The organism is Streptomyces sp. ISL-11 (assembly GCF_018614525.1).
In the GTDB taxonomy this organism is placed as follows: Bacteria; Actinomycetota; Actinomycetes; order Streptomycetales; family Streptomycetaceae; genus Streptomyces.
On record NZ_JAGGOL010000003.1, the window covers coordinates 12704 to 38336 of the forward strand.

The 25633-nt window shown below is 70.1% G+C and carries 26 protein-coding genes and 1 pseudogene; 23 read left to right on the forward strand and 4 right to left on the reverse strand.

The window, feature by feature from the left end; all coding sequences use genetic code 11:
* Positions 1-92 precede the first annotated feature (92 nt).
* The 5 genes from J7E86_RS00410 (at position 93) to J7E86_RS00430 (ending at position 5768) form a co-directional block, all read left to right on the forward strand.
* Positions 93-1088 (forward strand): carbohydrate ABC transporter permease, encoded by a 996-nt coding sequence (locus J7E86_RS00410; RefSeq protein WP_374223746.1) that lies wholly within the window; start codon positions 93-95, stop codon positions 1086-1088.
* Entirely contained in the window at positions 1085-1933 is an 849-nt protein-coding gene (locus tag J7E86_RS00415) for a sugar ABC transporter permease (RefSeq protein WP_215078506.1), read from the forward strand. Before J7E86_RS00410 ends, J7E86_RS00415 begins: the two co-directional genes overlap by 4 nt.
* Before the next feature lie 105 nt (positions 1934-2038).
* Positions 2039-3676: a glycoside hydrolase family 13 protein gene (locus tag J7E86_RS00420; RefSeq protein WP_215078508.1), complete on the forward strand. Its 1638-nt coding sequence runs from the start codon at positions 2039-2041 to the stop codon at positions 3674-3676.
* A gap of 25 nt (positions 3677-3701) precedes the next feature.
* Complete coding sequence (locus J7E86_RS00425) at positions 3702-4832, forward strand: LacI family DNA-binding transcriptional regulator (RefSeq protein ID WP_308312418.1); 1131 nt, start codon at positions 3702-3704, stop codon at positions 4830-4832.
* Between the two features lie 36 nt (positions 4833-4868).
* Complete coding sequence (locus tag J7E86_RS00430) at positions 4869-5768, forward strand: phosphatase PAP2 family protein (protein WP_215078512.1); 900 nt, start codon at positions 4869-4871, stop codon at positions 5766-5768.
* 55 nt (positions 5769-5823) lie between these two features.
* Here J7E86_RS00430 and J7E86_RS00435 read toward each other — a convergent pair whose 3' ends face one another.
* On the reverse strand, positions 5824-8901 hold the full coding sequence (locus J7E86_RS00435) for a bifunctional [glutamine synthetase] adenylyltransferase/[glutamine synthetase]-adenylyl-L-tyrosine phosphorylase (RefSeq protein WP_215078513.1): 3078 nt from the start codon (positions 8899-8901) through the stop codon (positions 5824-5826).
* 296 nt (positions 8902-9197) lie between these two features.
* Here J7E86_RS00435 and J7E86_RS00440 point away from each other — a divergent pair, with 296 nt between their 5' ends.
* Positions 9198-10409, forward strand: coding sequence for a cytochrome P450 (locus J7E86_RS00440; protein ID WP_215078515.1), 1212 nt, complete (start codon positions 9198-9200; stop codon positions 10407-10409).
* A 43-nt stretch (positions 10410-10452) separates the two neighbouring features.
* Here J7E86_RS00440 and J7E86_RS00445 read toward each other — a convergent pair.
* A pseudogene (locus J7E86_RS00445) lies at positions 10453-10539 on the reverse strand (glutamine synthetase); the annotation flags it as partial.
* Between the two features lie 769 nt (positions 10540-11308).
* Here J7E86_RS00445 and J7E86_RS00450 point away from each other — a divergent pair.
* The 4 genes from J7E86_RS00450 (at position 11309) to J7E86_RS00465 (ending at position 14081) form a co-directional block, all read left to right on the forward strand.
* Positions 11309-11623, forward strand: a complete 315-nt coding sequence (locus J7E86_RS00450; RefSeq protein WP_215078518.1) for a hypothetical protein — start codon at positions 11309-11311, stop codon at positions 11621-11623.
* A gap of 1 nt (position 11624) precedes the next feature.
* Positions 11625-12674: an LPO_1073/Vpar_1526 family protein gene (locus J7E86_RS00455; RefSeq protein ID WP_374223748.1), complete on the forward strand. Its 1050-nt coding sequence runs from the start codon at positions 11625-11627 to the stop codon at positions 12672-12674.
* Between the two features lie 379 nt (positions 12675-13053).
* A complete protein-coding gene (locus J7E86_RS00460; protein WP_215078522.1) occupies positions 13054-13500 on the forward strand; it encodes a GntR family transcriptional regulator in 447 nt (148 codons plus the stop codon).
* 11 nt (positions 13501-13511) lie between these two features.
* Positions 13512-14081 carry an HD domain-containing protein gene (locus J7E86_RS00465; RefSeq protein WP_215078524.1) on the forward strand — a complete coding sequence of 190 codons (570 nt, stop codon included), beginning with the start codon at positions 13512-13514 and terminating at the stop codon, positions 14079-14081.
* Here the strand turns inward: J7E86_RS00465 and J7E86_RS00470 are convergent.
* Complete coding sequence (locus J7E86_RS00470) at positions 14069-14542, reverse strand: NUDIX hydrolase (RefSeq protein ID WP_215078526.1); 474 nt, start codon at positions 14540-14542, stop codon at positions 14069-14071. The two genes, J7E86_RS00465 and J7E86_RS00470, sit on opposite strands and share 13 nt — an antisense overlap.
* A complete protein-coding gene (locus tag J7E86_RS00475; RefSeq protein WP_215078528.1) occupies positions 14539-15309 on the reverse strand; it encodes a helix-turn-helix domain-containing protein in 771 nt (256 codons plus the stop codon). The genes J7E86_RS00470 and J7E86_RS00475 overlap by 4 nt, the downstream gene beginning before the upstream one ends.
* An 889-nt stretch (positions 15310-16198) precedes the next feature.
* Here J7E86_RS00475 and J7E86_RS00480 point away from each other — a divergent pair.
* From J7E86_RS00480 to ssb, 13 genes are all read left to right on the forward strand, one after another.
* Entirely contained in the window at positions 16199-16483 is a 285-nt protein-coding gene (locus tag J7E86_RS00480; protein WP_215078530.1) for a hypothetical protein, read from the forward strand.
* The gene (locus tag J7E86_RS00485) at positions 16483-17130 is read left to right on the forward strand and encodes a GGDEF domain-containing protein (protein WP_215078532.1); all 648 of its coding nucleotides are present in this window, start codon (positions 16483-16485) and stop codon (positions 17128-17130) included. Before J7E86_RS00480 ends, J7E86_RS00485 begins: the two co-directional genes overlap by 1 nt.
* The gene (locus J7E86_RS00490; protein ID WP_215078533.1) at positions 17127-17348 is read left to right on the forward strand and encodes a hypothetical protein; all 222 of its coding nucleotides are present in this window, start codon (positions 17127-17129) and stop codon (positions 17346-17348) included. The genes J7E86_RS00485 and J7E86_RS00490 overlap by 4 nt, the downstream gene beginning before the upstream one ends.
* Positions 17345-18367 (forward strand): DUF2637 domain-containing protein, encoded by a 1023-nt coding sequence (locus tag J7E86_RS00495; RefSeq protein WP_374223747.1) that lies wholly within the window; start codon positions 17345-17347, stop codon positions 18365-18367. Before J7E86_RS00490 ends, J7E86_RS00495 begins: the two co-directional genes overlap by 4 nt.
* A 25-nt stretch (positions 18368-18392) precedes the next feature.
* Entirely contained in the window at positions 18393-18746 is a 354-nt protein-coding gene (locus tag J7E86_RS00500) for a hypothetical protein (protein ID WP_215078535.1), read from the forward strand.
* Positions 18746-19129 carry an RRQRL motif-containing zinc-binding protein gene (locus tag J7E86_RS00505; RefSeq protein WP_215078537.1) on the forward strand — a complete coding sequence of 128 codons (384 nt, stop codon included), beginning with the start codon at positions 18746-18748 and terminating at the stop codon, positions 19127-19129. Before J7E86_RS00500 ends, J7E86_RS00505 begins: the two co-directional genes overlap by 1 nt.
* A 26-nt stretch (positions 19130-19155) precedes the next feature.
* Positions 19156-19467: a hypothetical protein gene (locus J7E86_RS00510; protein ID WP_215078539.1), complete on the forward strand. Its 312-nt coding sequence runs from the start codon at positions 19156-19158 to the stop codon at positions 19465-19467.
* Positions 19468-20507: 1040 nt separating this feature from the next.
* Positions 20508-21710: a hypothetical protein gene (locus J7E86_RS00515; protein WP_215078541.1), complete on the forward strand. Its 1203-nt coding sequence runs from the start codon at positions 20508-20510 to the stop codon at positions 21708-21710.
* 128 nt (positions 21711-21838) lie between these two features.
* Positions 21839-24004 carry a hypothetical protein gene (locus J7E86_RS00520; RefSeq protein ID WP_215078543.1) on the forward strand — a complete coding sequence of 722 codons (2166 nt, stop codon included), beginning with the start codon at positions 21839-21841 and terminating at the stop codon, positions 24002-24004.
* A 234-nt stretch (positions 24005-24238) separates the two neighbouring features.
* Complete coding sequence (locus tag J7E86_RS00525; RefSeq protein ID WP_215078545.1) at positions 24239-24433, forward strand: hypothetical protein; 195 nt, start codon at positions 24239-24241, stop codon at positions 24431-24433.
* 14 nt (positions 24434-24447) lie between these two features.
* Positions 24448-24756, forward strand: coding sequence for a hypothetical protein (locus tag J7E86_RS00530; RefSeq protein WP_215078547.1), 309 nt, complete (start codon positions 24448-24450; stop codon positions 24754-24756).
* Between the two features lie 177 nt (positions 24757-24933).
* Complete coding sequence (locus J7E86_RS00535; protein WP_215078549.1) at positions 24934-25110, forward strand: hypothetical protein; 177 nt, start codon at positions 24934-24936, stop codon at positions 25108-25110.
* 20 nt (positions 25111-25130) lie between these two features.
* On the forward strand, positions 25131-25568 hold the full coding sequence (gene ssb / locus J7E86_RS00540) for a single-stranded DNA-binding protein (protein ID WP_215078551.1): 438 nt from the start codon (positions 25131-25133) through the stop codon (positions 25566-25568).
* Positions 25569-25633 lie beyond the last annotated feature (65 nt).

The following is a 25633-nucleotide window of genomic DNA, read 5'->3' on the forward strand; positions in this document are numbered from 1 at the left end:
CGGGGGTCCCCCGCGGACCCCCGGCCGGCCGGTCCCCCGCCACCAGCCGCCCCCGCCCCCGCCCCCGCCCACCGCAGAAAGCCGCCGCCACCATGACGACAGCCGTTTCCGAAACCGGCAGCCCGCCGACACCGGCGGCGCGACGCCGTCCCGGCCCGCTCGCCCGGGCCAGGCGCTCCTTCGACACCCACTGGTACGCCTGGGCCATGGTGCTGCCGGTGGTCGTGGTCCTGGCCGTGCTCGTCGGCTACCCGCTGGGCCGGGGGATCTATCTGTCCTTCACCGACGCCAACGAGGCCAACATCGGCCGCACCATCGGCGTCAACCACATCGCCGCGACCTACAAGTCCGTCGGCCTGGACAACTACTGGAAGGTGCTCTCCGGGCAGGAGGGCCACTTCTACTCGCGCCTGTCGTGGACCGTCGTCTGGACCGCGTCCTGCGTCGTCCTCCACTACACGATCGGCCTCGGGCTGGCGCTGCTCCTCAACCGGCCGATGCGCTTCCGGGCGCTGTACCGCGTGCTGCTGATCCTGCCGTGGGCGGTTCCGGCGTTCGTCGCCACCTTCTCGTGGCGGCTGATGTTCAACGAGAAGTACGGCGTCTTCAACGCCTTCCTGACCAAGCTGGGCCTCGACCCCGTCGACTGGCTCGGGGACAGCACCCTGCAGAAGGTCTCGGCGGTCGCCGTCAACGTATGGCTGGGCGTGCCGTTCATGATGGTGGCGATCCTCGGCGGACTCCAGGCGATACCCCGGGAGTTGCACGAGGCGGCGGAGATGGACGGCGCCTCGCCCTGGCAGCGCTTCCGGCACGTGACCCTGCCGGGCCTGCGGCCGGTGAGCGGGACCGTGATCCTGCTCGGCGTCATCTGGACGTTCAACATGTTCCAGGTGATCTACCTGCTGATCGGGCAGGGCGCGAGCTCGGAGAGCGAGATCCTGGTGACGTACGCCTACCGGCTGGCGTTCCAGGGCGTACGCGACTACGCGGGCTCCGCCACGTACGGCATCCTCATCCTCTCGCTGCTGCTGGTCTTCGCCGTCTTCCACCGCCGGATGCTCTCCCGACAGGAGGCTCAGCGATGAGCGCCCTCACCCCACGGCCGCGCGGCGAGCGTTCGCGCGGGGCGTCGGCCGCGCTGCACACGGCGCTGATCGCCGCGAGCGTCGTCGCGGTCTTCCCCGTCCTCTTCGTCGTCTTCGTCTCCCTGCGCGGGCGCGACGGCTGGCAGGAGCCCACCCGGTTCGTCGGCTTCGACGTCTCGAACTACACCCACATCCTGGGCGAGACGAAGTTCCTGACCTGGTTCGGGAACTCGCTGATCGTGGCGCTGGGCGCCACCGTCCTCGGCGTGTTCGTCGCGGCGACCGCCGGCTACGCCGTGTCGCGGATGCGCTTCCCCGGCCACCGGCCGCTGATGTGGACCTTCCTGGTCGTTCAGATGTTCCCGATGGCGGTACTCATCGTGCCGTTGTACAACATTTTGGGTGAACTCGAGCTCCTGGACTCCTACCTCGGCCTGATCCTGACCTACTGCTCGATCTCCGTACCGTTCTGCGCCTGGATGCTCAAGGGGTACTTCGACACCATTCCCGCCGAGATCGACGAGGCGGGGCGGGTGGACGGGCTGAGCCCCTTCGGCACCTTCTGGCGGCTGGTCCTGCCGCTCGCCCGGCCCGGTCTGGCCGTCACCGGCTTCTACTCCTTCATCACCGCCTGGGGTGAAGTCGCCTTCGCCACCCAGTTCATGAGCAGCGAGGAGCACTACACCCTGGCCGTCGGCCTGCAGACGTTCGTCGGCCAGCAGAAGGCCGAGTGGGGGCTGATGACGGCCGCCGCCGTGCTGATCACCGTGCCCGCCGCCGCGGTCTTCTTCTTCGTGCAGCGCCAGCTGGTCGCCGGGCTGACGGCCGGCGGCACCAAGGGCTGACCCGGGCTGACCTTGTGGGGCCGGCGTCGTTGACCCGTTCGGACCCCCGCTCCGCCCGTACCCCCGCTTCTTTCCGGCCCCCTACCTCGAACCGATAGGACGTACATGACCCAGGATCTCGCGCCCTCCGTCCGCAGCCAGGGCGCCGCCCCCTCCACGCCGCAGGCGGAGGGCTGGTGGCGCAGCGCGGTCATCTACCAGGTGTACGTGCGGTCCTTCGCCGACAGTGACGGGGACGGCGTCGGCGATCTGCGAGGGATCCGCGAGCGGCTGCCGCACCTGGCGGAGCTGGGGGTGGACGCGGTGTGGCTGACGCCGTTCTACGCCTCCCCGCAGGCCGACGGCGGTTACGACGTGGCGGACTACCGGGCCGTTGACCCGCTGTTCGGCGATCTGTCGGACGCCGACGACCTGGTCCGCGAGGCGCACCGGCTGGGGCTGCGGGTCATCGTGGACATCGTGCCCAACCACACCTCCGACCAGCACCTGTGGTTCAGAGCCGCGCTCACCGACCGGCCGGGCGGGCCGGCCCGCGGGCGCTACCACTTCCGGCCGGGCAAGGGCGAGAACGGTGAACTGCCTCCCAACGACTGGGAGTCCGTCTTCGGCGGCCCGGCGTGGACCCGCACGGCCGGCCCCGACGGCACGCCGGGCGAGTGGTACCTCCACCTGTTCGCGCCGGAGCAGCCGGACCTCAACTGGGACAGCCAGGAGGTCCGCGAGGAGTTCGAGTCCGTGCTGCGGTTCTGGCTCGACCTGGGCGTGGACGGCTTCCGCATCGATGTGGCGCACGGCATGGTCAAGGCGCCCGGCCTGCCGGACATCGGCCGCACGGAGCAGGCGAAGCTGATCGGCGCGCAGGTGCTGCCGTTCTTCGACCAGGACGGCGTGCACGAGATCCACCGCTCGTGGCGGCAGTTGCTGGACTCCTACGAGGGCGAGCGGATCGGCGTGGCCGAGGCGTGGGCGCCGACCTCGGAGCGGCTCGCACTGTACGTACGCCCCGACGAACTGCACCAGGCGTTCAACTTCCAGTTCCTCACGTGCGCGTGGGGCGCGGAGGCCATGCGCACGGTGATCGACGACTCGCTGGCCGCCACGCTGTCGGTGGGGGCGCCGACCACGTGGGTGCTGTCCAACCACGACGTGGTGCGGCACACCACGCGCTACGGCGGCGGCGAGCGCGGCCTGCGCCGGGCGCGGGCGGCGGCGCTGCTGATGCTGGCACTGCCGGGCTCGGCCTACGTCTACCAGGGCGAGGAGCTGGGCCTGCCGGAGGTCGTGGACCTGCCGGACGAGGTGCGCCAGGACCCGGCGTTCTTCCGCGGGGACGGCCAGGACGGCACCCGGGACGGCTGCCGGGTGCCGCTGCCGTGGTCGGGCGACGCGGCCCCGTACGGCTTCGGGACGGGCGGCAGCTGGCTGCCGCAGCCCGGGCTCTGGCGGGAGCTGTCGGTGGCCGCGCAGTCCGGCGACCCGCGCTCGACGCTGGAGCTGTACCGCTCGGCCCTGACGCTGCGCCGGGAGCTGCCGGGTCTGGGCGACGGGGAGATGACCTGGCTGGACGCGCCCGCGGGCGTACTGGCCTTCTCCCGGCCGGGATTCGTCTGCACGCTCAACACGCTGGACGACGAGGTGGAGCTTCCGGTGCCCGGGCGCCCGGTGCTCGCGACGTCCGCCCTCGAATTCGTCGGCGGAACGGTCCGCATCCCCTCCGATTCCTGTGTTTGGTGGGCAGTCTGAGATGCGCCCGGTAAGGTCCAGTCCTGTGACCGCCCGGCTAGCCGATATCGCAGCCCAGGCGGGTGTCAGCGAAGCAACCGTCAGTCGCGTCCTCAATGGGAAGCCGGGGGTGGCCGCCTCCACCCGCCAGTCCGTGCTGGCCGCGCTCGACGTGCTGGGCTACGAGCGTCCCGTACGGCTGCGGCAGCGCAGCGCGGGGCTGGTCGGGCTGATCACCCCGGAGCTGGACAATCCCATCTTCCCGGCGTTCGCCCAGGTCATCGGGCAGGCGCTGACCCGGCAGGGGTATACCCCGGTGCTGGCCACCCAGACACCGGGCGGGTCGTCGGAGGACGAGCTGACGGAGATGCTCGTCGACCGCGGGGTCGCCGGGATCATCTTCGTCTCGGGGCTGCACGCGGACACCTCCGCCGACATGCAGCGCTACGAGCGGCTGCGCGCCCAGGGTGTGCCGTTCGTGCTCATCAACGGCTTCTCGTCGAAGGTGCGGGCGCCGTTCGTCTCGCCCGACGACCGGGCGGCGGTCCGGCTGGCCGTCACCCATTTGGCCGCACTGGGGCACCGCCGGATCGGGCTGGCGCTCGGGCCCGGACGCTACGTGCCGGTACAGCGGAAGATCGAGGGCTTCCTGCGCAGCATGCGGGAGGTGCTGGGCATGGAACAGGCGGAGGCCGAGCGGCTCGTCGAGCACTCGCTCTTCAGCCTGGAGGGCGGCCAGGCGGCCGCCGCGGCCCTCATCGACCGCGGCTGTACGGCCGTCGTGTGCGCCAGCGACATGATGGCGCTGGGCGTCGTACGGGCGGTGCGCCAGCACGGCCTGGAGGTACCGCGGGACGTCTCGGTGGTGGGTTTCGACGACTCGCCGCTCATCGCCTTCACGGACCCGCCCCTGACCACGATCCGCCAGCCCGTGCAGGCGATGGGGCAGGCGGCCGTGGGGGCCCTGCTGGAGGAGATCGGGGGGACGCCGGCGCCGCACAGCGAGTTCGTCTTCCTCCCGGAGTTGGTGGTTCGGGGTTCAACCGCCTCCGCTCCGGGCGCCCGTGCGGCGAGCCCGGTGGAGCCCGGGGAACAGGCCCGTACTGACGCTCGTACGGGCGCTCGTACGGTGCCCCTGAATCGTACGGAAAGCGGCGAAGACCAGACTTGGGGATGATCTGCCCCAGGCCGCTTTCTGGCAGACTGTTTCCCTATGGGTGAAGCGACAGTAAGGACACTGGAAGGCCGGACGGCCGCCCCGCCACCCACCGAGGAGCGAGCGGACCGGCCGTCGGCCGATCGGGCCGGACGACGCGTGCTCGGCCTGTGGAAACCGCGCTCGCCGCGCCGACCACGCCTGTGGTTCGAGGTGTTGCTGATCGCGGTCAGTTACTGGACGTACTCCCTCGTGCGCAACGCCGTCCCCACGCAGCGGGCGGCGGCGATGCGCAACGCCGACTGGATATGGCGCGCCGAGCATTCCCTGCACATCGCGGTCGAGAACACCGTCAATCACGCCGTCGATTCGGTGACGTGGCTGATCGTGGGGATGAACTACTACTACGCCACCTTGCACTTCGTGCTGACCATCGGGGTGCTGGTGTGGCTCTACCGCTGGCATCCCGGCCGCTATGCCGCCGCCCGGCTGGCCCTCTTCGCCACCACCGGCGTCGCGTTGCTCGGCTATTACCTCTATCCTTTGGCCCCGCCCCGGCTGATGAGCGGTGTCGATTTCGTCGACACGGTGGTGGTGCACCACACGTGGGGCTCGATGGCCTCGGGCAATCTGGCCAATGTCTCCAACCAGTACGCGGCGATGCCGTCGATGCACATCGGCTGGTCGACGTGGTGCGGCATCACCATCGCGCTGCTGGCGCGCCCGGTGTGGGCGCGGGTGCTCGGGGCGCTGTATCCGCTGGCCACGCTGGTGGTGATCGTGGCGACGGCGAACCACTTCTGGCTGGACGCGGTCGGCGGTCTGGTGTGCCTGTCCTTCGGCTTCGGCCTGTCCTTCGGCTGGTACCGCTCCTTCCCGCACCGGCTGGCCCGCCATGTCGCGGCAGGAGCCCCGGCCGCGGCCGAGGCGAGCGCGGGGTCTCCGCAGGCGCCGTAGCGTCTCCCGGCCGCCGTGGTTCCGTGCTTCTCCCGGCAGGGACGGCCGGCGTCCCTCAGGCCCCGTAGAACAGTTCCTCGACAACGGCCCGTGCCCGCCGGGTCGTCCGGCGGTAGTCGTCCAGCATCTCGCCGATGTGTCCCGGTTCGTACCCGAGGTAGCGGCCGACGGCGGCCAGTTCCCGGGCGTCGGTGGGGAAGGTGTCCTGCGGGCGGCCGCGAACGAGCATCACGGCGTTGCGCACGCTGGTGGCCAGCACCCACGCGTCGTCGAGGATGGCGGCGTCCTCGGTGCTGAGCAGCTCGGCGGCGCAGGCGGCGGCGAGGGCCTCGCGGGTGCGCGGGGTGCGCAGGCCGGGCTCGGCCCAGCCGTGCCGCATCTGGAGCAGCTGTACGGTCCACTCGACGTCCGAGAGGCCGCCGCGGCCCAGCTTGGTGTGGGTGGTGGGGTCGGCGCCGCGCGGAAGCCGTTCGCTCTCCATGCGGGCCTTCAGCCGGCGGATCTCGCGGATCGCGCCGTCGCCGAGGCCCTCCGCGGGGTAGCGCAGGGGGTCGGCCAGCTCGATGAACCGCTGCCCGAGCTCCGCGTCGCCGGCGACCGGTCGGGCGCGCAGCAGCGCCTGGCTCTCCCACACCAGCGACCAGCGCCGGTAGTAGGCGGCGTAGGAGGCGAGGGTGCGCACGATGGGGCCGGACTTGCCCTCGGGGCGCAGGTCGGCGTCGATGAGCAGCGGCGGGTCGGTGGTGGGCAGTTGCAGCAGCCGGCGCATCTCGTTGGCGACGGCGAAGGCGGCCTTGGCCGCCTCCTCGTCGGCCACGCCCTCGCGCGGTTCGTGGACGAAGAGGACGTCTGCGTCGGAGCCGTAGCCCTGCTCGTGGCCGCCGAAGCGGCCCATGCCGATGACGGCGAAGCGGGTGGGCAGGGTGTCGCCCCACTCGGCGCGCACGGCGGCGCGCAGGGCCCCGGCGACGGTGGCGGCGTTGAGGTCGGAGACGGCGTCGCCGACGGTGTCCACGCGCAGGTGGGTGTCGCTGGGGACGGTGTCGGCGGCCTTGCCGGAGGTGCCGTTGCGCCAGGAGGGTTCGGGGCCGCCGCCCCCGTAGGCGCCGATGATGTCGGCGGCGGCGGTGCGGAACAGCTCGCGGCGGCGCACCCCGCGCACGGCGACGATCCCGGCCTCGGCGCTCTCGGCGCGGCCGACGGCGGCGAGCACCTCCTGTTCCAGGGCCTCGCGGCCGCGCGGGCGCAGGCCCTCGGGGTCGCCGAGGAGGGCGACCGCCTCGGGGGCGCGCAGCAGCAGGTCGGGGGCGAGGCGGCCGGCGGAGAGCACGCGGGCGAGGTTCTCGGCGGCGGCGCCCTCGTCGCGCAGCAGCCGCAGGTACCAGGGGGTGCGGCCGAGGGCGTCGGAGACCTTGTGGAAGTTCAGCAGCCCGGCGTCGGGGTCGGCGGAGTCGGCGAACCAGCCGAGGAGGACGGGCAGCAGGGTGCGCTGGATGGCCGCCTTGCGGGTCACGCCGGAGGCGAGGGCCTCCAGGTGGCGCAGGGCGGCGGCGGGGTCGGCGTAGCCGAGGGCCTGGAGGCGGTGGCCGGCCTCCTTGGCGCTGAGGCGGATCTCGCCGGGCTCCAGCTGGGCGACGGCGTCCAGCAGGGGGCGGTAGAAGAGCTTCTCGTGCAGCCGCCGTACCTCGCGGGCGTGCCGCTTCCACTGGCCGGTCAGCTCGGCGACCGGTTCGGTGCCGGCGGGCCACCGGAAGGCGCGGGCGAGGGAGCGGCCCAGGCGGCGCAGGTCGCTCTCGGCCTCGGGCATGAGGTGGGTGCGGCGCAGGCGGTGGAGCTGGATGTGGTGTTCGAGGGTGCGCAGGAAGCGGTAGGCGGCGTCGAGGTGCGCGGCGTCGGTGCGTCCGACGTAGCCGCCGGCGGCGAGCGCGGTGAGGGCGTCCAGGGTGCCGCCGCCGCGCAGGGTGGCGTCGCTGCGGCCGTGCACCAATTGCAGGAGCTGTACGGCGAATTCGACGTCGCGCAGGCCGCCGGGGCCGAGCTTGAGCTCGCGGTCTACGTGGGTGACGGGGATGGAGGCGACGACGCGGCGGCGCATCTGCTGGACGTCGGCGACGAAGTTCTCGCGCTCGGCGGCCTGCCACACCAGCGGGGCGACGGCGTCGACGTACTCCTGCCCGAGGCCGAGGTCGCCGGCGACCGGCCGGGCCTTGAGCAGGGCCTGGAACTCCCAGGTCTTGGCCCAGCGCTGGTAGTAGGCCAGGTGGCTGGAGAGGGTCCGCACCAGCGGGCCGTTGCGGCCTTCGGGGCGAAGGTTGGCGTCGACGGGCCAGATGGTGCCCTCGGCGGTGACGTCCGAGCAGACGCGCATCATCCGGGAGGCGAGCCGGGTCGCGGCCTGGACCGCCGAGCCCTCCGGCGTGCCGCCGGTGGGCTCGGCGACGAAGACGACGTCGACGTCCGAGACGTAATTGAGCTCCTGGCCGCCGCACTTGCCCATCCCGATGACGGCGAGCCGGCAGGCGGCGGCGTCCTGCGGCTGTTCCCCGGCGGCGATCGCGAGGGCGGCGCGCAGCGTGGCGGTGGCCAGGTCGGCGAGCTCGGCGGCGGTGCGGGCGACGTCGGTGGTGCCGCACAGGTCGCGGGCGGCGATCGTCAGCAGGCAGCGGCGGTAGGCGGCGCGCAGCGCGTCGGCGGGCGGGAGGTGGGCGCCGCGCTCACCGCGCACGCCGTCGGCCAGGGCCCTTTCGAATTCGGCCGTGCCGGGGTTGAGGTCGGCCGCCTCGTAGGAGATCAGGGCGTGCCAGTCGCCGGGGTGGCGGGCGAGGTGGTCGCCGAGCGCCTCGGAGGCGCCGAGCACGCCCAGCAGCCGGTCGCGCAGCGGCTTGGCGGCGACGAGGGTGTCCAGCAGCGTCTGCCGGTCGGCGCTGTGCAGGGCCTCCACGAGGCGGACGAGGCCGTGCAGCGCGAGGTCGGGGTCGGCGGTGGCACCGAGGGCGTCGAGGAGCAGGGGATCGGAGCGTACGGGCGCGAGCTCGGGGGTCTCCAGCAGCCGCTCGGCGGCGGCGGTGTCGGTGAAGCCGTGCCTCAGCAGCCGGGTGTACGAGCTGCTGCGGCGCCCCTGCGGCACTGTCATCGGAACCCTCTCGTCCGCTCGTCCGCCGTCCGCGGTGCCGGTCCCGAGGAGCACCGCCGATGGCCGGTGACGTCAGCGGCCCTGATGGCGGCCCGCGCGTGTCCTTGATCCTGCTCAGCATGATAGCCCCAGGGGCCGGGGGGGCGGGCTGCGGGCGCAGCCCCCGCCTCGGCGCGCGCTCCCGTACCCGCCCCCCAACTCATCGCTCCCCGGGGATTTTGTCCTATGGCCCGGAGATACATGTAGTTGTAAGTTAACTCGCTGCCTGGTGATCTCCGAGCAACGCAAGGAGCGACATGACGCCCGCTGGACTCGCGTATCTCCCCACCACTCCCCCCACAGGCTGCCCCTTCGACCCGCCCGAGGGCCTGGTGCGGCTCCGCCGGGAGGAGCCCATATCCAGGACCGCCCTGCCCGACGGCAGTTGGGCCTGGCTGGTCACCCGTCACCAGGACGCGCGCGCCGTCCTCGGTGACCTGCGGTTCAGCTCCGACACCACCCGCCCGGGCTACCCGCTCAGCGGCATGACCGGCGGCACCCCCACGGCCGCCGACCGCGGCTTCATCCGCATGGACCCGCCCGAGCACAGCCGGCTGCGCCGCATGATCATGCGCGAGTTCACCGTCAAGCGGGTCGAGGAACTGCGCCCGGACCTCCAGCGGATCACCGACGAGCTGTGCGACGCGATGGAGCGCTCCCCCGAGCGGCCCGTCGACCTCGTGCGGGCGCTCGCGCTGCCGATGCCGTCGCGGGTGATCTGCGTGCTGCTGGGGGTGCCCGGCGCCGACCACGACCTCTTCCAGGGGTTCACCTCGCGGCTGTTCTCCCGCGAGGTGCCCGAGGACGTCAAGGCCGCGACCCGCGAGGAATTCAACGCCTATCTGGAGGAGTTGACGGCCGCCAAGGCCGCGGACCCCGGGGACGACATCCTCAGCCGGCTCATCACCGGCCACGAGGCGGCGGGCGAGCTGGCCCGCAAGGACGTGGCGACCTTCGGCGTCCTGCTGCTGATCGCCGGCCACGACACCACGGCCAACATGATCGGCCTGAGCGCCCTGTCCCTCATGGACGACCCGGAACTCTCCGGAACGCTGCGCCGCGACCCGTCCCTGCTGCCCGGCGCCGTCGAGGAGTTGCTGCGCTTCCACAGCATCATCCGCAACGGCCCGCGCCGCGTCGCCCTGGAGGACGTCGAGGTCGGCGGGCAGGTCATCCGGGCCCGCGAGGGGGTCATCGTCTCGGTGCCCGCCGCCAACCGCGACGAGGACGTCTTCGAGGACCCCGACCGCTTCGACATCCGGCGGCCCGGCGGCCGGCACCACCTGGCCTTCGGCTGGGGCGTCCACCAGTGCATCGGCCAGGCGCTGGCCCGCGCCGAACTGGAGATCGTCGTCGCGACGCTGCTCCGCCGCTTCCCGCGCCTGCGGCCCGCCGTCCCGCTGGAGGACCTGCGCTTCCGCACGGACCAGGCGATCTACGGCTGCCACAGCCTGCCGGTGACCTGGTAGGGGTCCCGTACGGGCCGGCGGACACCCCGCCGGCCCGTACGGCCTACAGCACCGGCAGCATCTTCCGCAGCTCGAAGGCGGTGACCTCGGAGCGGTACTCCTCCCACTCCTGCTTCTTGTTGCGCAGGAACTTATGCTGCATGAAGCAGCCCTCGGATGACTCATGCCGAAACGTCAGTAACCTGCAACCGAGCGGTTGTCTGTGGTCGTTGATGGGCGATGGGAGCCGCCGTTCGACGGCCCCCAGACGGCCCGACTTCGGCGCACGTCCGTGCGATCACCCATGGCCGAAGTGATTGACCGCGGCTAACGGCTTGATCGGGCACGACTGTGGCGCGGGCGCCCTTCGCTCCCAACTGCTAGCTGGGACCGAGGCCAGGGCATCCTCAGCGGCCCGCGCCGTGGATGGTGGTGCTCGTACCAACCATCACGCCGTTCACCATGCTCGCACACTGTGTTGGCGGGGTGTGGGGCTGGTGCAGGGGCGTTCGCCTGGGTTCGTGGGCGGCTGACCGTCGGTGCGGGGATGGCTTCGCGTCTCGTCTGAACGGTCGCGAACGGGGCTGAATGAGACGGAAACTGAGACGGAAGCACGCCACTCAACTTCAGGACCTGAGCCGGTTTCCTTGAGGGCGAAGCAGACCAGCCCCATGGAGTGCGTGAGGGCCCTTCTGGACCTCAGCCGACGACAGCCAGCCAGGACGGCGGGCGCGCCGACCGACCACGCAGGCGTGTGCCTTGCTCCATCCCCACCGGCCTCAGCCACGTTGCCGGTTCCGTCGACCAGAGCAAGCCGCGACGGCCGGCTCGTGACGACGGCGCGGAACCCCCTCTAGCGTCGTCGAGCTTCTTTGTGGAACTCCTGCCACACGCGTCCGTTTGAGTCCAGAATGACCTGCATGACACCGCAGCAGCGACGCAGGGCGTTGTGGATCACCAGTGCAGTGATCGGAGTTACATTGGTGGGCTTGGGCGCCTATTTCATTCACATCGGCCTGAATCGTTCAAGTAGCATTTCTGGTGTGCTCGGGTTCTTTGTTTCCGCAGCCGGGCTCGCCATTTCGATCTTCTCCCTGATTCAGACACGTCCAAACCAGCAAGGAACTTCGCCTCGATCTGTTCGAATGAGTCAGCAGAGCGGCGCTAATTCTATAAATTTGCAGTCGGGTGGCGACATGAACCTTGGCGACAGTAACCAGCTTGGCGGATCGTGATATGGCATGGCTGAGACAGAGGGCCGGAGATGGGTCCCAGCTCGTCCAAGCGCAAACTGTAAATTACGGAATCAGCGTCCAAGACGCAGAGCACATCTGCTTGAGGCTGATGAAAGAATACCTTGAGCGTTATTCTCAAGAAGCTTTCGAGGTCGCTGGCAAGCGCGTAGAAGAGTTTGCCGTAAATTACCTCAGTGAACTAAACAAGCAAGCGCCTGAAGCAATCTCCAACCTAAAAGACCCTGGAGTTCAGTCCGCCGTTCTGGATGCGGAGATGGGTTACGCCAAGAGTGGTGACGAAGAGCTTGGCGAAGTCCTTGTAGAAATGCTCGTGGCGAGGACCCTTGAGACCGAGCGAAATGTGAAGCAACTGGCGCTAAACGAAGGAATTGCGGTAGCGCAGAGACTTACCTCAAAGCACCTTGCGGCACTCTCCCTGATCTTCTTCTTCAAGAATGTTCAGGTGAACCCCCCTACGGCAGAGTCTTTCCTAGAGAGAGTGAAGGTCCTACTGCGTCCCATGTGTGCCGATTTCGGAAGCTTTACAGAATCGGATAGCCAGTATTTGATAGCGACCGGTTGCGCCGTTCGCTCCATCGGCACAATTTCATGGCAATCGATTATGAAGCAGCGTTACCCGGGTCTTTATTTCCGAGGCTTCCGGCCGGAAGAGACTCCTTCCGTGGCGGAAATCCTCGGCAGCTTGGAAAATCCAAGTTCAGCAGCTGTTCTATTTGGACCGGCAGGAGATGGACTTCTTAAGGTCAATGCAGTCAGCGAGGAGGGTGCTAAAGTCCTTGGCGCGGCAGTTGGCCTGACGGAAATCGCCCCTTTGGTCGAACTCATGAAGCACAATCCGATTCCCGATGCCGAGATCGCTGAATCCGTGATGCGCGATATACCAGAGCTCTCAGATTTTCTTGAGGCTTGGCCAGTTTTGGGGCTTGGCGGTCTTGATGTATCACTGACGGGAATCGCTGTGGCGTATGCTAATTTTAAGAGACTCACAAAGGGAGCTTTTAACGCGAAGATCGATGTGTGGATTAGCTAAGGATCGACAGAGAAGTGTTTGGCTAAACCTTTGGGCGAGTGATCACGACCCCGTAAGCTCACTACAGTGCCCCGGGCACCCTTTGGACCTGCCCGGTGCGCACGGTCTACCCCCTCTCACGCATCAGGCGGCTGATTGCTGAGAGCGCGGCGCGGGTGCCGGCCGGGCTGGAGCGGGGCGGAGGCAGGACAGGCCCGGCCGGGGGCCGGGCCGCGCGGGGAGCGGAGCGAGCCGCCTTGATGAACTAGGGAAACTTGTAACAGATCCTCGCCAGGTGGTCTTCGCTGCAGGCACTCCGGCGTGTGAGCGGGCCGTGCGAAGCTGGAGCGAGCGAGCGCCGCCGGGAGGTCGCCGCCCAGAGCGAGGAAGAGGGGGTCCTGTGCCGCAGGTCAGTCCGCGGGGGACGTACTTGCAGATCTCTGAGTCCCTGCGACAGAAGATCGCAAAGGGCAAGATCAGTGAGGCGTTGCCCTCTGAGGCCGAGCTGATGCGCACGTACGGTGTCGGGCGTTCCACGGTCGGGCGGGCTCTGAAGGCTCTGAAGGCGGACGGGGTGATCGAGTCCGTGCAGGGTGCCGGCTGGTACGTGACTGGGACCGGCGACCGGCGGCCGCTCGTCGACAAGGTGACGGATCTGCTGCGGGTCGAAGGCGCTGCCGTTGGCGACACCTTCCCCTCCGAGAGTGAGCTGTGCGAGCGGTTCAGCGTCTCCCGGACCGCGGTTCGCTCGGCAATCGCGCAGTTGGAGGGCCGCGGGCTCATCGTGATGGGCCCGAACCGCCGGCGACAGGTTCGCGCCCTGCCTGGTGACAGCGGCACCTCGTAGCCTTTGTTCCTATGGGTCTTACTGAGCGCGCCTACGGCCTCGCCGAGTCACTCCTGTCCGAACCGCTTCCGCGTCGCTGGTCGCACTCTCTCGGGGTGGCTGAGCGGGCTCGTTCCCTTGAGCCGATCCTGGGGCAGGAGTCTGCGCTGATGGAGGCGGCTGCTGTTCTTCATGACATCGGCTACTCGCCTCAGATCGCCTCCACCGGCTTTCACCCGCTCGACGGCGCCAGGTTCCTCCGTGATCAAGAGGGCATGGACGATCGGATCGTGCGTCTCGTGGCCCATCACTCGTGTGCGCTGCTGGAAGCCGAGGAGCGGGGCCTCCGCGAGGAGCTGGAGACGGAGTTCGCGCTGGAGCGCCCGGAGCTGGTGGACGCGCTGCTCTTCTGCGACATGACCACGACCCCTGACGGCGGTTGTACGAACTCGAAGGCCCGGGTTTCCGAGATCGTCGGGCGGTACGGACCCGACACCATCGTGGGTCGCTTCATTCAGCGCGCCGCCCCCGAGATCCATGCGGCCGTACGTCGAGTCGAAGGGCGACTCAGCGCGGCGCAGGAAGCCTCTCAGCCGATATAGGGCGCCCCGCGCGACTCGTCCAGTCCGTGAGCGATGCGGAGCCGCATCGACGGGTGGATGTCGAGCTTGTCGAGGTCCGCTGGGGAGACCCAGCGGACCTCTTTCGATTCGGAGCTGGTGCGGAGCGTGCCGGCGACGGGGCGGGCGTGGAAGCAGATGGAGAACTGCTGGCGGACCTCGCCATCGTCGTACGCCATGACGTGTTCCGGATCGGTGTAGAGACCGACGATGCCCTCGACGGTCACCGAGATGCCGGTTTCCTCTGCGACCTCGCGCACGACCGTCTGGGCGACGCTCTCGCCGACGTCGTGCCCACCACCCGGAAGGGCCCACAGGTCGTTGTCCGTCTTGTGGATGAGCAGGATGTTTCCTTGCCCGTTGCGGACGACGGCCGTGACGGACGGTACGACCGAGTTGGCTGCGGGGGCGTGCGGGTCGCGGAAGTAGTCGATTCGGCTCATGCTGTGACGCCTTCGTAGTCGGTGGGCGAAGTGATCGCACGGGCGCTCTCCCAGACGCGTTCCATGCTCTCGGCGTAGGTATCGAAGAGCTCACCGCCCGGGACCCGCTGAAGGTGGAGGACGGGCGCCATGTAGGCACCGACGCCGTAGACGTGTCCGTTCGCCAACAGCTCGTTGTCGGCGCGGTAGATGGAGTTGTAGAGCGTCGTGTCGTGAAGCCTGAACTCCACGTTGGGCAGGGCGAATAACGGCCCGTAGTTCAGCAGCGCGTTGCGAATCTTGGCTGCCATGGCAGACCCGATGCCTTCGTCGTCACCTCGTACGGCTACGGCCGTACTGCTCGGGTCGCCCATCATGAAGCGCACGGGCACGCCGGCGGCTGACTTTTCCCGTACGAGCCGGTGGAACCGCGGGTCCTCGGTCAGCCAGAACCCCGAGTACACGAGGATGTCGAAGTGCGTCGTCGACTCGGCGTAGAGCTGCGTCCATGCCTCTGAAGGCACGACGGAGCGGTGGGGGTAGATCTTCAAGACCTCTGAGTCGCTGGACGCTGTCACCTCGGCGGATGTCCGCTCCTCCGGCCAGAGGTAGGAGACTTCATGCCGCAGTAATGAGGCGGCCGCGTACTGAAATCGCCGGTACGGCTTGCGGTTCGGCTCCGAGGTCCAGCGCTCAACCGTCTTCGGGGAAACCCCGAGGCGCCCCGCGACCTGGTCGAGCGTGAGACCGCTCGCCACAATCGCCCCACGTAAGCGCTCATTTGCCATACGACCTCCCCTGTCTGGGACGTCCTGGGACGACTTCGACTGTAGCGAGTCGGGTGCAAGTCGTACATGCGCGGAGTCCAACGTCCTCGGTCTCATTGCCATGCTGGTCGTGTCGCTGATCGAGGCGGGACGCGGCACGTCGAGGAAACCAAGGGTTGACGACGGCGTCGCGTTCTGCCACCTTGAGAGGCATGTAATACATGCATCGCTTCGGTGATGTGGACGTGCAGTGCTCGCGCCCGGAATCCCGCGCCACGGGACGAAGGAAGCGTCCGTTCCTTGAGAACTGAACAGTGTGCCGCCCCAGCCGCCTGCACATGGGTGGTCGATGGGGCCCACCTCCGGCCCAGCAGTACCGGGCCTGGGAGGACGCCTCCAACCCTCGCAAGGTTCGGGAGGTCGCCCGGAGCGATCCGGGCCACAGGACGCTGCCCCCTGTACAGGCGGCCCGGGGCCACTGACCTCCCCGGGGTGAAAAAGGAGCGCTGCCCACTGGCTTTCGGGAGTGGGCGGGGGTCGTCGCTGCTCCGGCCCTCTGGCCGGCGGTATCTGACGGCTAAGGATCACCCGAGATCCGAACCGCTGAAGGGGCCCCATGGGTCGCCGACATACGCGGGCGCCACCGTGGTGGACCGGCACGGTGGCGCCGCTCAGCAATCCGTTCGCGAGCAACAAGACCTCGCCGCGAACAACCGGTCCCATTCGATCGCACCGCGGCGGCTCGCTGCGGCCGGTTGCCTCCTCTGCCCGTCCGGCGCTCTTTCGCGCTGTACGGGCGGGGTTGAGGGGAGCCGGAGCCTGTTCTGGTTCTCAACGGCGCGCGGCCCCGGTGGGCAAACACCGGGACCGCTTCGGGCCGTTCCCGCCTGGATGAGAGGCATCACGACCCATGAAGCACATTGTCGCAGGGCAAGAGGCGGCTTCAGCCGCCGAGTTCGTAGAGCTCGCCCTCGGTACCCCGTTGGAGTTATGGCTGGGCGTGCCGGGGGAAAGCGCGGAGGAGCGGGCGGCCCGGGTGGACGCGGCCCGCGACATCATCGGCGATGACCCGGGGCTGTACGACCGGGTGACGCGGATCGCCGCGACGCTCATCAAGGACCGCACCCCGCACCTGTTCGACCTGGACGCCGGCCGTCGTGTGAAGGGCTGGGCGCGCGGGACCGAGGCCGCGTGATGGACACGATCACTTCACTGTCCGCGACGGCTGGCCCGCTGCTGGCCGGCTGGTCCGTCCACGCCGCACTGCTGCGCCGGCGAGCCCGTCAGGCCCGGTTCGACCCGCTGACCAACCTGCCCGGCCGTGACCTGTTCACCCGCTCCGCCTGCCGTGACCTGCGAAATGTGGGTGCGGTGGTGGTGATGGTGGACCTGAACGGCTTCAAGGACGTCAATGACAACTGCGGCCACGCCGCGGGGGACGCGGTCCTGGCCACGGTCGGTGCCCGCTTGCAGAAGTGGGCCAACCTGCGTAAGGGAACCGCGGGGCGGCTGGGCGGGGATGAGTTCGCCGCCACCGCCCTGATCCCCAATCCCAGCGCACTCTCCAACGAGCTGGGCGGCTTGCACTTCTCCCTCCAGCGACCGGTGCCGTTTCGGGGCAAGGAGCTGCTGGTAGGCGCCTCCATCGGTGCGCACCCCATCGCCTTTCACGCCCCCGCTTTGGATGTCGCGCTGCGGCGGGCGGATGAGGCGATGTACGCGGCGAAACGATCCGGTGGCGGCTGGCAGATCTCGTACGGCCCGGTGCCGGAGATGACCACCACCAACGGCCGCCGCACCGGCCGCCCCGGCACCGCACCCCGTGCAGGAGGTGCCCGATGACGGCCCTACGCCACCACCTCTACCGCCGTCTGCACCCGCGCCGCTACCGGGCCGGGCAACTCGCCGAACAGCGCCACCAGCTCTACGACCCGCCGGTCCCCGCCGATGGCCCCCGCGCCGTCGACGGGCACCTCGACCCCGCCGCGACGCCCGTCGGCATCCGCCCCGTGACGGTCCCCCTGGCCGGTCGCAGGGTTCGCGCGAAGGGGGCGTTGTGAGGTTCTCGCCGCGCGGGTTCGTATCGGGCAAGCGCCGTGGGCCGCGGGGCGTCGACGGGGGGTTGACGGCCGTCACCACGCCGTCGACGCCCGTCGCCGTGCAGGTGGCCATTACCGCGCTGGCGAGCCAGCTCACGGTCGTGCTGACCGCGGTGGCATTCTGGCTCTCCTACGAGCACCTGCAAGAGCTGGCGGCCCGGCACGGCATGGCCGACGCCGCGGCCCGGTCGTGGGCCTGGCCTGCCACCGTGGACCTGTTCATCGTGATCGGTGAGCTGCTGATCCTGCGCGCGTCGCTGGCCAAGCGCGTCGACTTGTGCGCAATCGGCCTGGCCACGGCGGGTTCGGGCGGCTCTATCGCCCTGAACGTCGCCGCGGTCGGCACGAATGCGACCACGCTCGATTACATCGTGGCCGCGGTGCCGCCGGTGGCCGCGCTGCTGGCGTTCGGTGCGCTGATGCGACAGGTCCACGCCTACCTCTCCCGCCGTACCCAGACCCGCCCGCACGGTTCGTCGACGCCCGTCAATGCCCCTCCGACGCCCGTCGAAGAGCCACTCCCGCCCCCGGCCGTGACCCTCGACCGCGCCCCCGGGGGGCAGCCCCCAGCTGAGGCGGTTCCGACGTCGGCGGCCCCCACGCCGTTGCCGGCGTTGACGGCCTTCACCACGCCGTCGACGCCCGTCAATGCCCCCGTCGACCACACCCCCGCGGCCAGGCCCGAACCCGTGGCCGCCGACCCGCCGCCGGAGCCCGTCGCGGCGCCTTCGCCGACGGGCATCGACCGGCCGTCGACGCCCGTCGAACTGTGCGCCCCGGTGATCTACCCGAACCGGGTCGATCAGCTGATCCGCGCGCTGTACGGCACCGATTTCGTCCAGCCGAGTACGGCACGGATGACGGAGTCCATGGCCGCCGCAGGGCTGGGCGGGTCGGAGTCGACCGCGCGCACCGCCCGCGGCCGGGTCAAGGCCCGCGAGCCGTACCTGGCCGCGCTCCCCACCGCCATCGCCGGCTGACCTCCTCCTCGACAAGGAACCCGAGATGAATCCCGAGATCATGGGTGACTTCAGGCCCGTCATCGATGCCCTGTACCGCCTGCTGGGCCAGTTCCCGAACCTGCCCGCCGCCGAATTCTCCTTCGGCACCATCGTCTACCGCGGTGAAGTCATGCCCGGCATGGAGATCACGCGGCACGGCTCGTTCGCCGACTTCGAAGCCTGGCGGGAAGCGCTCAGTATCGACGCCACCACGGTGACCTGGAAATCCAACAACTGCGCCAACGCCCCCTACCAACTGCTCCGGGCCGACGGGACGTTCAACGGTACGCCGGTCCTCCTGGCGTGCTTCACCTCCGCGGCACTCGCTCCCGAACCTGTGACCGCCCCGGCCGGCTGATGTCGCCGGCATTCGGCAAGTGCTACGACCCGACCGGGGCCACCCACGGGATTCCTACCTTCCCGTGGCGTCTGGCCCCGGACGGCCTGGCCACCCGCCGCCAGCTCCGCGCCCGCGGTCTGCGCCCCGGCGGCCAGGAAATCGCCGCGCAAGTGATGCGCGGCAACCGCCGCCGTGGCGGGGTCCAGGTCGCGTACCTGTACCCGGTCGCCGGGGCGAAGAAGGTCCGCCCGATGACCCCCGCGAAGCGCGCCGCCCTGGCCAAAGCGATGGCGGCGCGCCGTACGTGTCCCGCCTGCCGCATCGACGCCGGTTACTGCATCCCCACCTCGCTCGGGCTGTGCGTGACCTGCGCGTATCCCGAGGAACAGCGCGCTGCTTGAACTGTCCCGATGAGGAAGGAAGCGCATTGCAGTACCAACGTGTTCGTCTCCCGGCCGCCGCCCTTGTCGGCGCGGCCGTCGCTCTGACTGCCGGATCGCGCCTGCGCGGCTACGACGTGCCGGTGGCCTTGACCACGGCGTGCGCGCTGGCCCTCTTCGCCAACGTCGCATGCTCGATCAACCACCTGGTGGAGGTCGCCTTCGCGACCACGCACCGGTGCCGTGTGCCCGGCTGCTCCTTCCGCGTTCGCCTGCCGGACGCGGATGCGGCGGAGAGCCGCCGCTGGCAGGAAGCCGCCGCCGCGCACCCCCACCACGTTCCCGTCCATCGCGCCTGACGCGTGGGCTGAGCTGAGCCGCCCCCGGCCCGCTTTTGCAGGGCCCGGCCGGGGGCGGCCTTTTCACTCCTCAAGGAGCGCAAACAGTGTCCAACACCAAGTCTGCGGGGGCACCATCACCGCCCGCACCGGCGCAAGAGACAGAGCCTGCCGCTGTCACGGCCGTGGCCGACGGCGGGCAGACGGTCCCGATCGAGTTCACCGTCACCCAGGCCCCTGAAGCGCAAGCCCAGACTCGCTCCCGTCCGGGTGCCGGGCTGCCTGTTCTGCCCGCTGCCGTGTTCGGGGCGGAAGCCGTCTCGACCAGTTCGGCGGCCTTGTATGCGACGGCCGGTCTGGTCGGCACGATCGCCGCGGCCGGTGTCGTGGCGGGTACGGCGGCGGGTTTCGCAGTAGTCAGGTCACGGCGTACCCGCCGTGCAGGACTGGGCGGTTCAGGCAGCGCCTTCCGAGGGGCGAGGCGGGGCGGTCTGGGCCGGGCGTCCGGCATGTTCGGCAGTACAGATGCTGGCGGTGGCCGCCGCCGTTCGGTGGGTGGCCGCGGGTCCGGCGCGGGGCGGGGTGGTGGACGGATCGGCCGCCAGCGCCGCGTAGGTTCCCTGACCGCCGGTCCGGTCAACGCTGGGGCCTCGACACCGCGCAGCAGCGGCAGGGGCGGCGCCGGCCGGGGTGTGTCGCTGACCAAGCAGCCCCGCGTGGCCACCGGATCGGTTGCCGGCACCCGCGGCCCCGGTGCCCGGGGCGGGACGCGGGGCGGTGGTTCCCGCAGCGCCCTGGGTGGCCCCGGTATGCGTTTCGGAGCCCGCGCGGGCCGCGGCACAGGTGGCGGGAAGCCCGGGAGAGCAGGCAGTGGGCACGCCCATCGCGGCGCCGGTGGCCGCAGCAGCGGACGGGGCGGGGTACTGGGACGTCTGGGCCTGCGCCGTGGCGCGGGTTCGGCCCGTTCGACCGACCGGCCGGGCCGGAGTGGCAGCCCTTCCAAGGGGAGTACTGCCGGACGGAGCCTGGTCGCTGGCCGGGGCAGGGTGCGGCCGGCGGTTGTGGCTGCCGCGCGCCGGGCCGGGCGTGCGGCGGTGCGCGGTCTGGCCTCAGCCCGGCGGGCCACCGCGAAGGCCGCACAGTCCCCTGCCGCACAGAGCCTGCGGGCGCGGATTCGTACCGCCCGGCGGGAGCTGGTGAAGAAGGGGCGGGCGGTGGTGCCGTATCTGGCCCGGTCCGCGGGGGCGAAGCTCACTGCCGGAGCCGTTGGTGCTCTGGCCGCAGTGCCGGGCTTCCTGCTCAAGACGCTCGCCGCCGGCGGCGGAGCGGTGCTCCGGTGGCTGCACCTTGCCCCACGCACCGGAAGGCCCTGGGGTGCGCACTTCCTGACCTGGGGCCCGAAGGCCGCCAGGGCGGTGCACCGGCGCCTGATGCGCAGGGCGAAGAGCAAGTACACCGAGGCCACCCGCCCGGACGTCGCCCTGCGCTTTCCACAGCCGGGCCGTCCGTTCGCAGGTGCCCTGACCGCCCCGGGCGGGGCGCATTTCGGAGGAGATCTGGTGTCCGTCTTCAAGCGGGAGACCGAGGGCGTGCGCGAGGCGTACGCACGCTATGAGCCGCCGATGATGCTGGCGGTGGCGGCCGAGTACTGGGGCCTGCCCGAGGGCCTGACCTCGACCGCTGAGGCGGTGCGCCAGCTCGCGGTCAACACCGCCGACAAGTACCCCGCCGACGCCCGCATGGCGGACCTGGTCGCCCAGGTCTACGCCCTGATCCACCGGGCCGCGCAGAAAGCGGCCGAGGTCGGGCCGCTGTTCGCCAAGGTCCACGAGCACGACTTGCGCCGCTACGAGGAGCCCCGCAACGGGGAGCACATGTGGAACATCCTGGAGCGCCGCCAGGATGGCAGCTTCGGGCAGCGCCAGCCCTCGCAGTTCGTGGCGGTGTGCCAGGACATCGCGCACGTCTACGCCCGCTACGAACCGGGCCACATGAAGCAGGTCGCCGCCGAGTACGAGGGCATCCCCGACGGCATCGAGAACATCGCCGCAGCGGTGAACCTGCTCCAGGTCCGTTCCAACGACCACTACCCCGTCGACAAAGCGGTCGTGGACGCGATCGCCGATATCCACACCCTCCTCATGCAGGCCGCGTCCGCCGCGCAGGAGCTGATGCCGAACTTCCGACGCCTGCACGCCCCCGACATCTCCCGCCACGAAGCACCCCGCAACGGCGAGGAAGGCGAGGCCATGTGGGACGCCTGACCAGCGCTCCCTGACCATTCCAGACACCCCTGACAGGGCACAGCGCCCCATCCCACTCGCGCGGGCCAGGCACCGGTTCCCCTGGTGCCTGGCCTGCCCTTTCCCCGCCGTGAAGGAGACCGATCCTGATGGCACGCAACACCTCCCGCCTGGACTGGGGCTGGAAGGTCACCCCTGCTGCTGGGGCGGCCATGGCCGCTGGCGGTGCCTACAGCGTCGCCGCCACCGGCGGCCTGGCCGGGCTCCCACCGGGCTACGCTCTCCTGGCCGCCGGGACGGGCGCCCTCGCACAAGGCGGAGCCGACCTCTACCAGCGCCGCCCCCACGGCCACATCATCACCCGCTGCGCCGCCTGGCTGGCCGCCGGCGGCTGGACCGCCGCCGCCCTCACCGATCACAACGCCTTCACCTGGAACAGCGCCGGATGGTGGGGAGCCGGTACCGCGGCCGCCGTGGTCCTGGCCCGCGCCCTGGCCGGCGCGGAGCAGACCGCGAAGACCGAGCGGGTCCAACGCAGCCTGCAGAAATGGGCAAACGGGAAGGCCGGCGAATGGCACAAACGCCTGGCTGAGCTGTTCCGCTTGGACGGGCACAAGGTCGACGGGGTGACGCCCTGGAAGGGCGATGTCGGCTACACCGTCCGCGTCCAGATGCCCGAAGGCACCCCCGAACTCCCCGCCAACGCCGACCGCACCCTCGCCGCGGCCCTGCGGCTCCCGCGCGGCGGCGGCATCCAGATCACCGACGGCATGGTCTACGGCGAGATCCAGATCCGGGTCACCACCAAAGACGTCATAGCCGAGGAGATCCCCTACCCCGACGAGACCACCGTCACCAGCATCAATGACCCCCTCGCCCTGGGCCTGCACCCCGACGCCGAAGACGCCGCCATCCGCCTGGCCGCCGACTGCGCCCTGTTCGTCGGCCAGGTCGGCTCCGGCAAATCCAACCTCGTCAACGTCGCTAACGCCGCAGCCCTGCGCACCAACGACACGCTCTTATGGCACATCGACACCACTGGCGCCGGCATCTCCATGCCCTGGCTACGCCCCTGGGCCGTCGACGGCACCGCGCACGTCCCGGTGATCGACTGGGCGGCGGACACGGTCGAAGAGGCGCACATCATGCTCGATGTGGCCATTGCCGGGATCGAGTCCCGCAAGTCCGGCTACCAGGACCTGATGTACGACGCGAACGACGACAAGATCCCCGTTTCCGAGGACCTGCCGGAGATCGTGATCCTGGTGGACGAGATCGCCGAACTCCCGGTGAGCATCCTGGGCAAGCTCGACTCCGTCGTCGACACCGGGAGGGCGGCACGGGTCCGTGTGGTGATCTGCGGACTGCGCGCCACCCAGGACGTCATCACCGCCGCGATGAAGAAGCAGTCCCGCAACCGGGCCGCCATGCGCGTGTCCGACCCGGAAGAGCTGCACCACCTCTTCCCCACCGGCACCGGCCGCCTGGACCCCAAAGCCGCCCCGCACCGCGGCTGCGGCTTCCTCTCCTCCCCCGGGGCCGAGGACATCGAAACCGCCCCGGCCCCTTTCAAGGCATACCGGCTCACCCCCAAACGCATCTCCCACCTCGCCGTCACCTTCGCCGGCCGCCGCCCCACGCTGGACCCGGTATTCCTCGACACCGTGCCCGCCCGCTTCTACGCCTCGCGCTGGGGCCGCATCCTGCCCCGCCGCTACAAGGACAAAGAGCTCTCCACCGCGACCCTGCCCTACACCGACATGGAGATCCTGCGCCCGCTCATCGACGAGATCACCGGCATCCCCCTCACCGGCACAGGCGAGAAGGCCACCACCAACCCGGCATCCCGCACCCCGGCCGCCAGCGCCGTGGACGCGAGCGACGGTGAAGGTGAGAGCGGCCCTCAGATCCGGTTCAGCGGAGACCTGCTCTCCCAAATGCTCGATGCCGCCCGCACCGTCACCGGCCGCCACGACCAGGCGCCCGAAGATGAAGCGAACGTCATCCGGGCCGAGTTCGGGCGCGTCGTCCAGCAGACCGGCGGGCCTGACAATCGCCCCGACCCTGTACCTCAGCTCCTGCGCGACGCCCACCAGGCCGTCATCGCCGCCGGCGGACGGATGCACTCCGGCACGCTCGCCGCGGCCCTGGACCTCGAACCCAGCGCGTTCGGCGCCGAGCTCAACAAGATCCTGAAAACGGTCGGCGTCACCCGCCCCGGGGCCGGGACAGTCCGGATCGGGGACGACTCCAAGGTCGGTTATCTGGCCGAGACCCTCGCGGAAGCCATCACCCGGTACCGCAACGCGCAGTGACCGCTACGGGGCGTGTGACCCACACGCCCGCCGCTCATACGCATCCCGCAGCACGTGTGTGAGGCATACGCCCCGTGTGAGCCGCTGACCAGCACGTGTGGGCCGTGTGAGTCACACAGGACGAGAGGTGAAACCCCGCGTGCCCCCTCCGAAACCCGGATGCGGGTTCCTCCTCCGCCGACCGTATGCCTCACACGAAGCGCTCACTCCACGTCACCGAAAACAGGAGAACACGTGAATCTCTCACTCTCCGCCGTCGTCGTCCTGGGCGTCATCACCGTCTTCATCCTGCGCGCCCGCACTGTCGGTCCCGGTACCGCCGTCGTGCTTTTCCTCTTCGGCTTCTTCGCCGCCGGCACCGGCGCGGCCGGGCCCATCAACCGCGTGTGCGCCGCGCTCATCCACGCCATCCCCAACCTGACCTCCTGACAGGGGAAAGCTTCATGCGCCAACCGCCCCCGCCCAACGTGACGTTAGGGCCCCTGGCCCCGCACATCCCCGCCGACCTCTACCGCCAGGCCGATGGCCGCCCCTTCGTCATCGTCCAGGCCGCTCCTGCCCCCGAACGCACGGCCCGCGTCTACGCCCGCCCCGTCTTCATCGGCCTGGCCGTCGCCTTCGGCCTCATGGGCATGGCGGCCGCCGCCCTGGCCCTGTTCGAGTTCGCCGTGCGCACCGCGGCCGTCGTCGGCTCGCTGACCGGCCCGATTGGGGTCGGTCTGAGTCTCAAGCTCTTCCACTCCAAGAAGTAGCCCCAGAGGTCCCTTGTGATCCGCCGTTTCCTCGCACGCCGACGCCTGGCAATCCGCTTCCACCCTGCGTGGTACTCCCACCGGTTGGGTCATCGCCCCATCGGCCCCCGCCCCATGCTCGCCCTGCACCGCCTCCCCGACCCCGCATGCCCCACCTGCGGAGGTGACGGCGCCGTAATGTCCGGCTACCCCGGGGCGGAAGAGCCCGACTTCGAGGACTGCCACTGCGCACCGTTCCTGCCCCTGGCCCGGGTGTGGCTGCCCCACAACACGGCCACGCTCCAGCGCTGCTCCGTCTGCAACCACCGCCGCCGCGCATGCGCCTGCACCTTCGCCACCGAACCGCCCTTCTGACCTGCACCGAGGAGACCGGCATGTCGTTCGGAGAGACCCCGATCACCGTCATTGGCAACTTGACCGCCGACCCGGAACTGAAGTTCACCGACGTCGGGGCGCCGCTCGCGAAGTTCACGGTCGCCTGTACCCCACGCACCTTCGACCGCGAGGCGAACCAGTGGAAGGACGGCAAGTCCACGTTCTTCCGCTGCGCCGCATGGCGCTCGCTCGCGGAGCACGTCGCCGAGTCCTTGGTGAAGGGCTCACGGGTGGTGCTGTCCGGCCGGATCCGCCAGCACGACTGGCAGACCCCGGAAGGTGAGAATCGCTCGATGCTGGCCGTCGAGGTCGACGACATCGGCGCATCCCTGCGCTTCACCACCGTCACGGTCAACGGCAAGCGCCCCGCCGCGTCGGCACCGGCCGGTGCCGACGCGTGGGCCACCGACGGCAAGACCGCCGAACCGTCGTTCTAGACGTGCCCGGGGCGACCGCCCGATCTCGCCAAAGACACGCGGTCGCCCCGGCCAACCAGTCCACA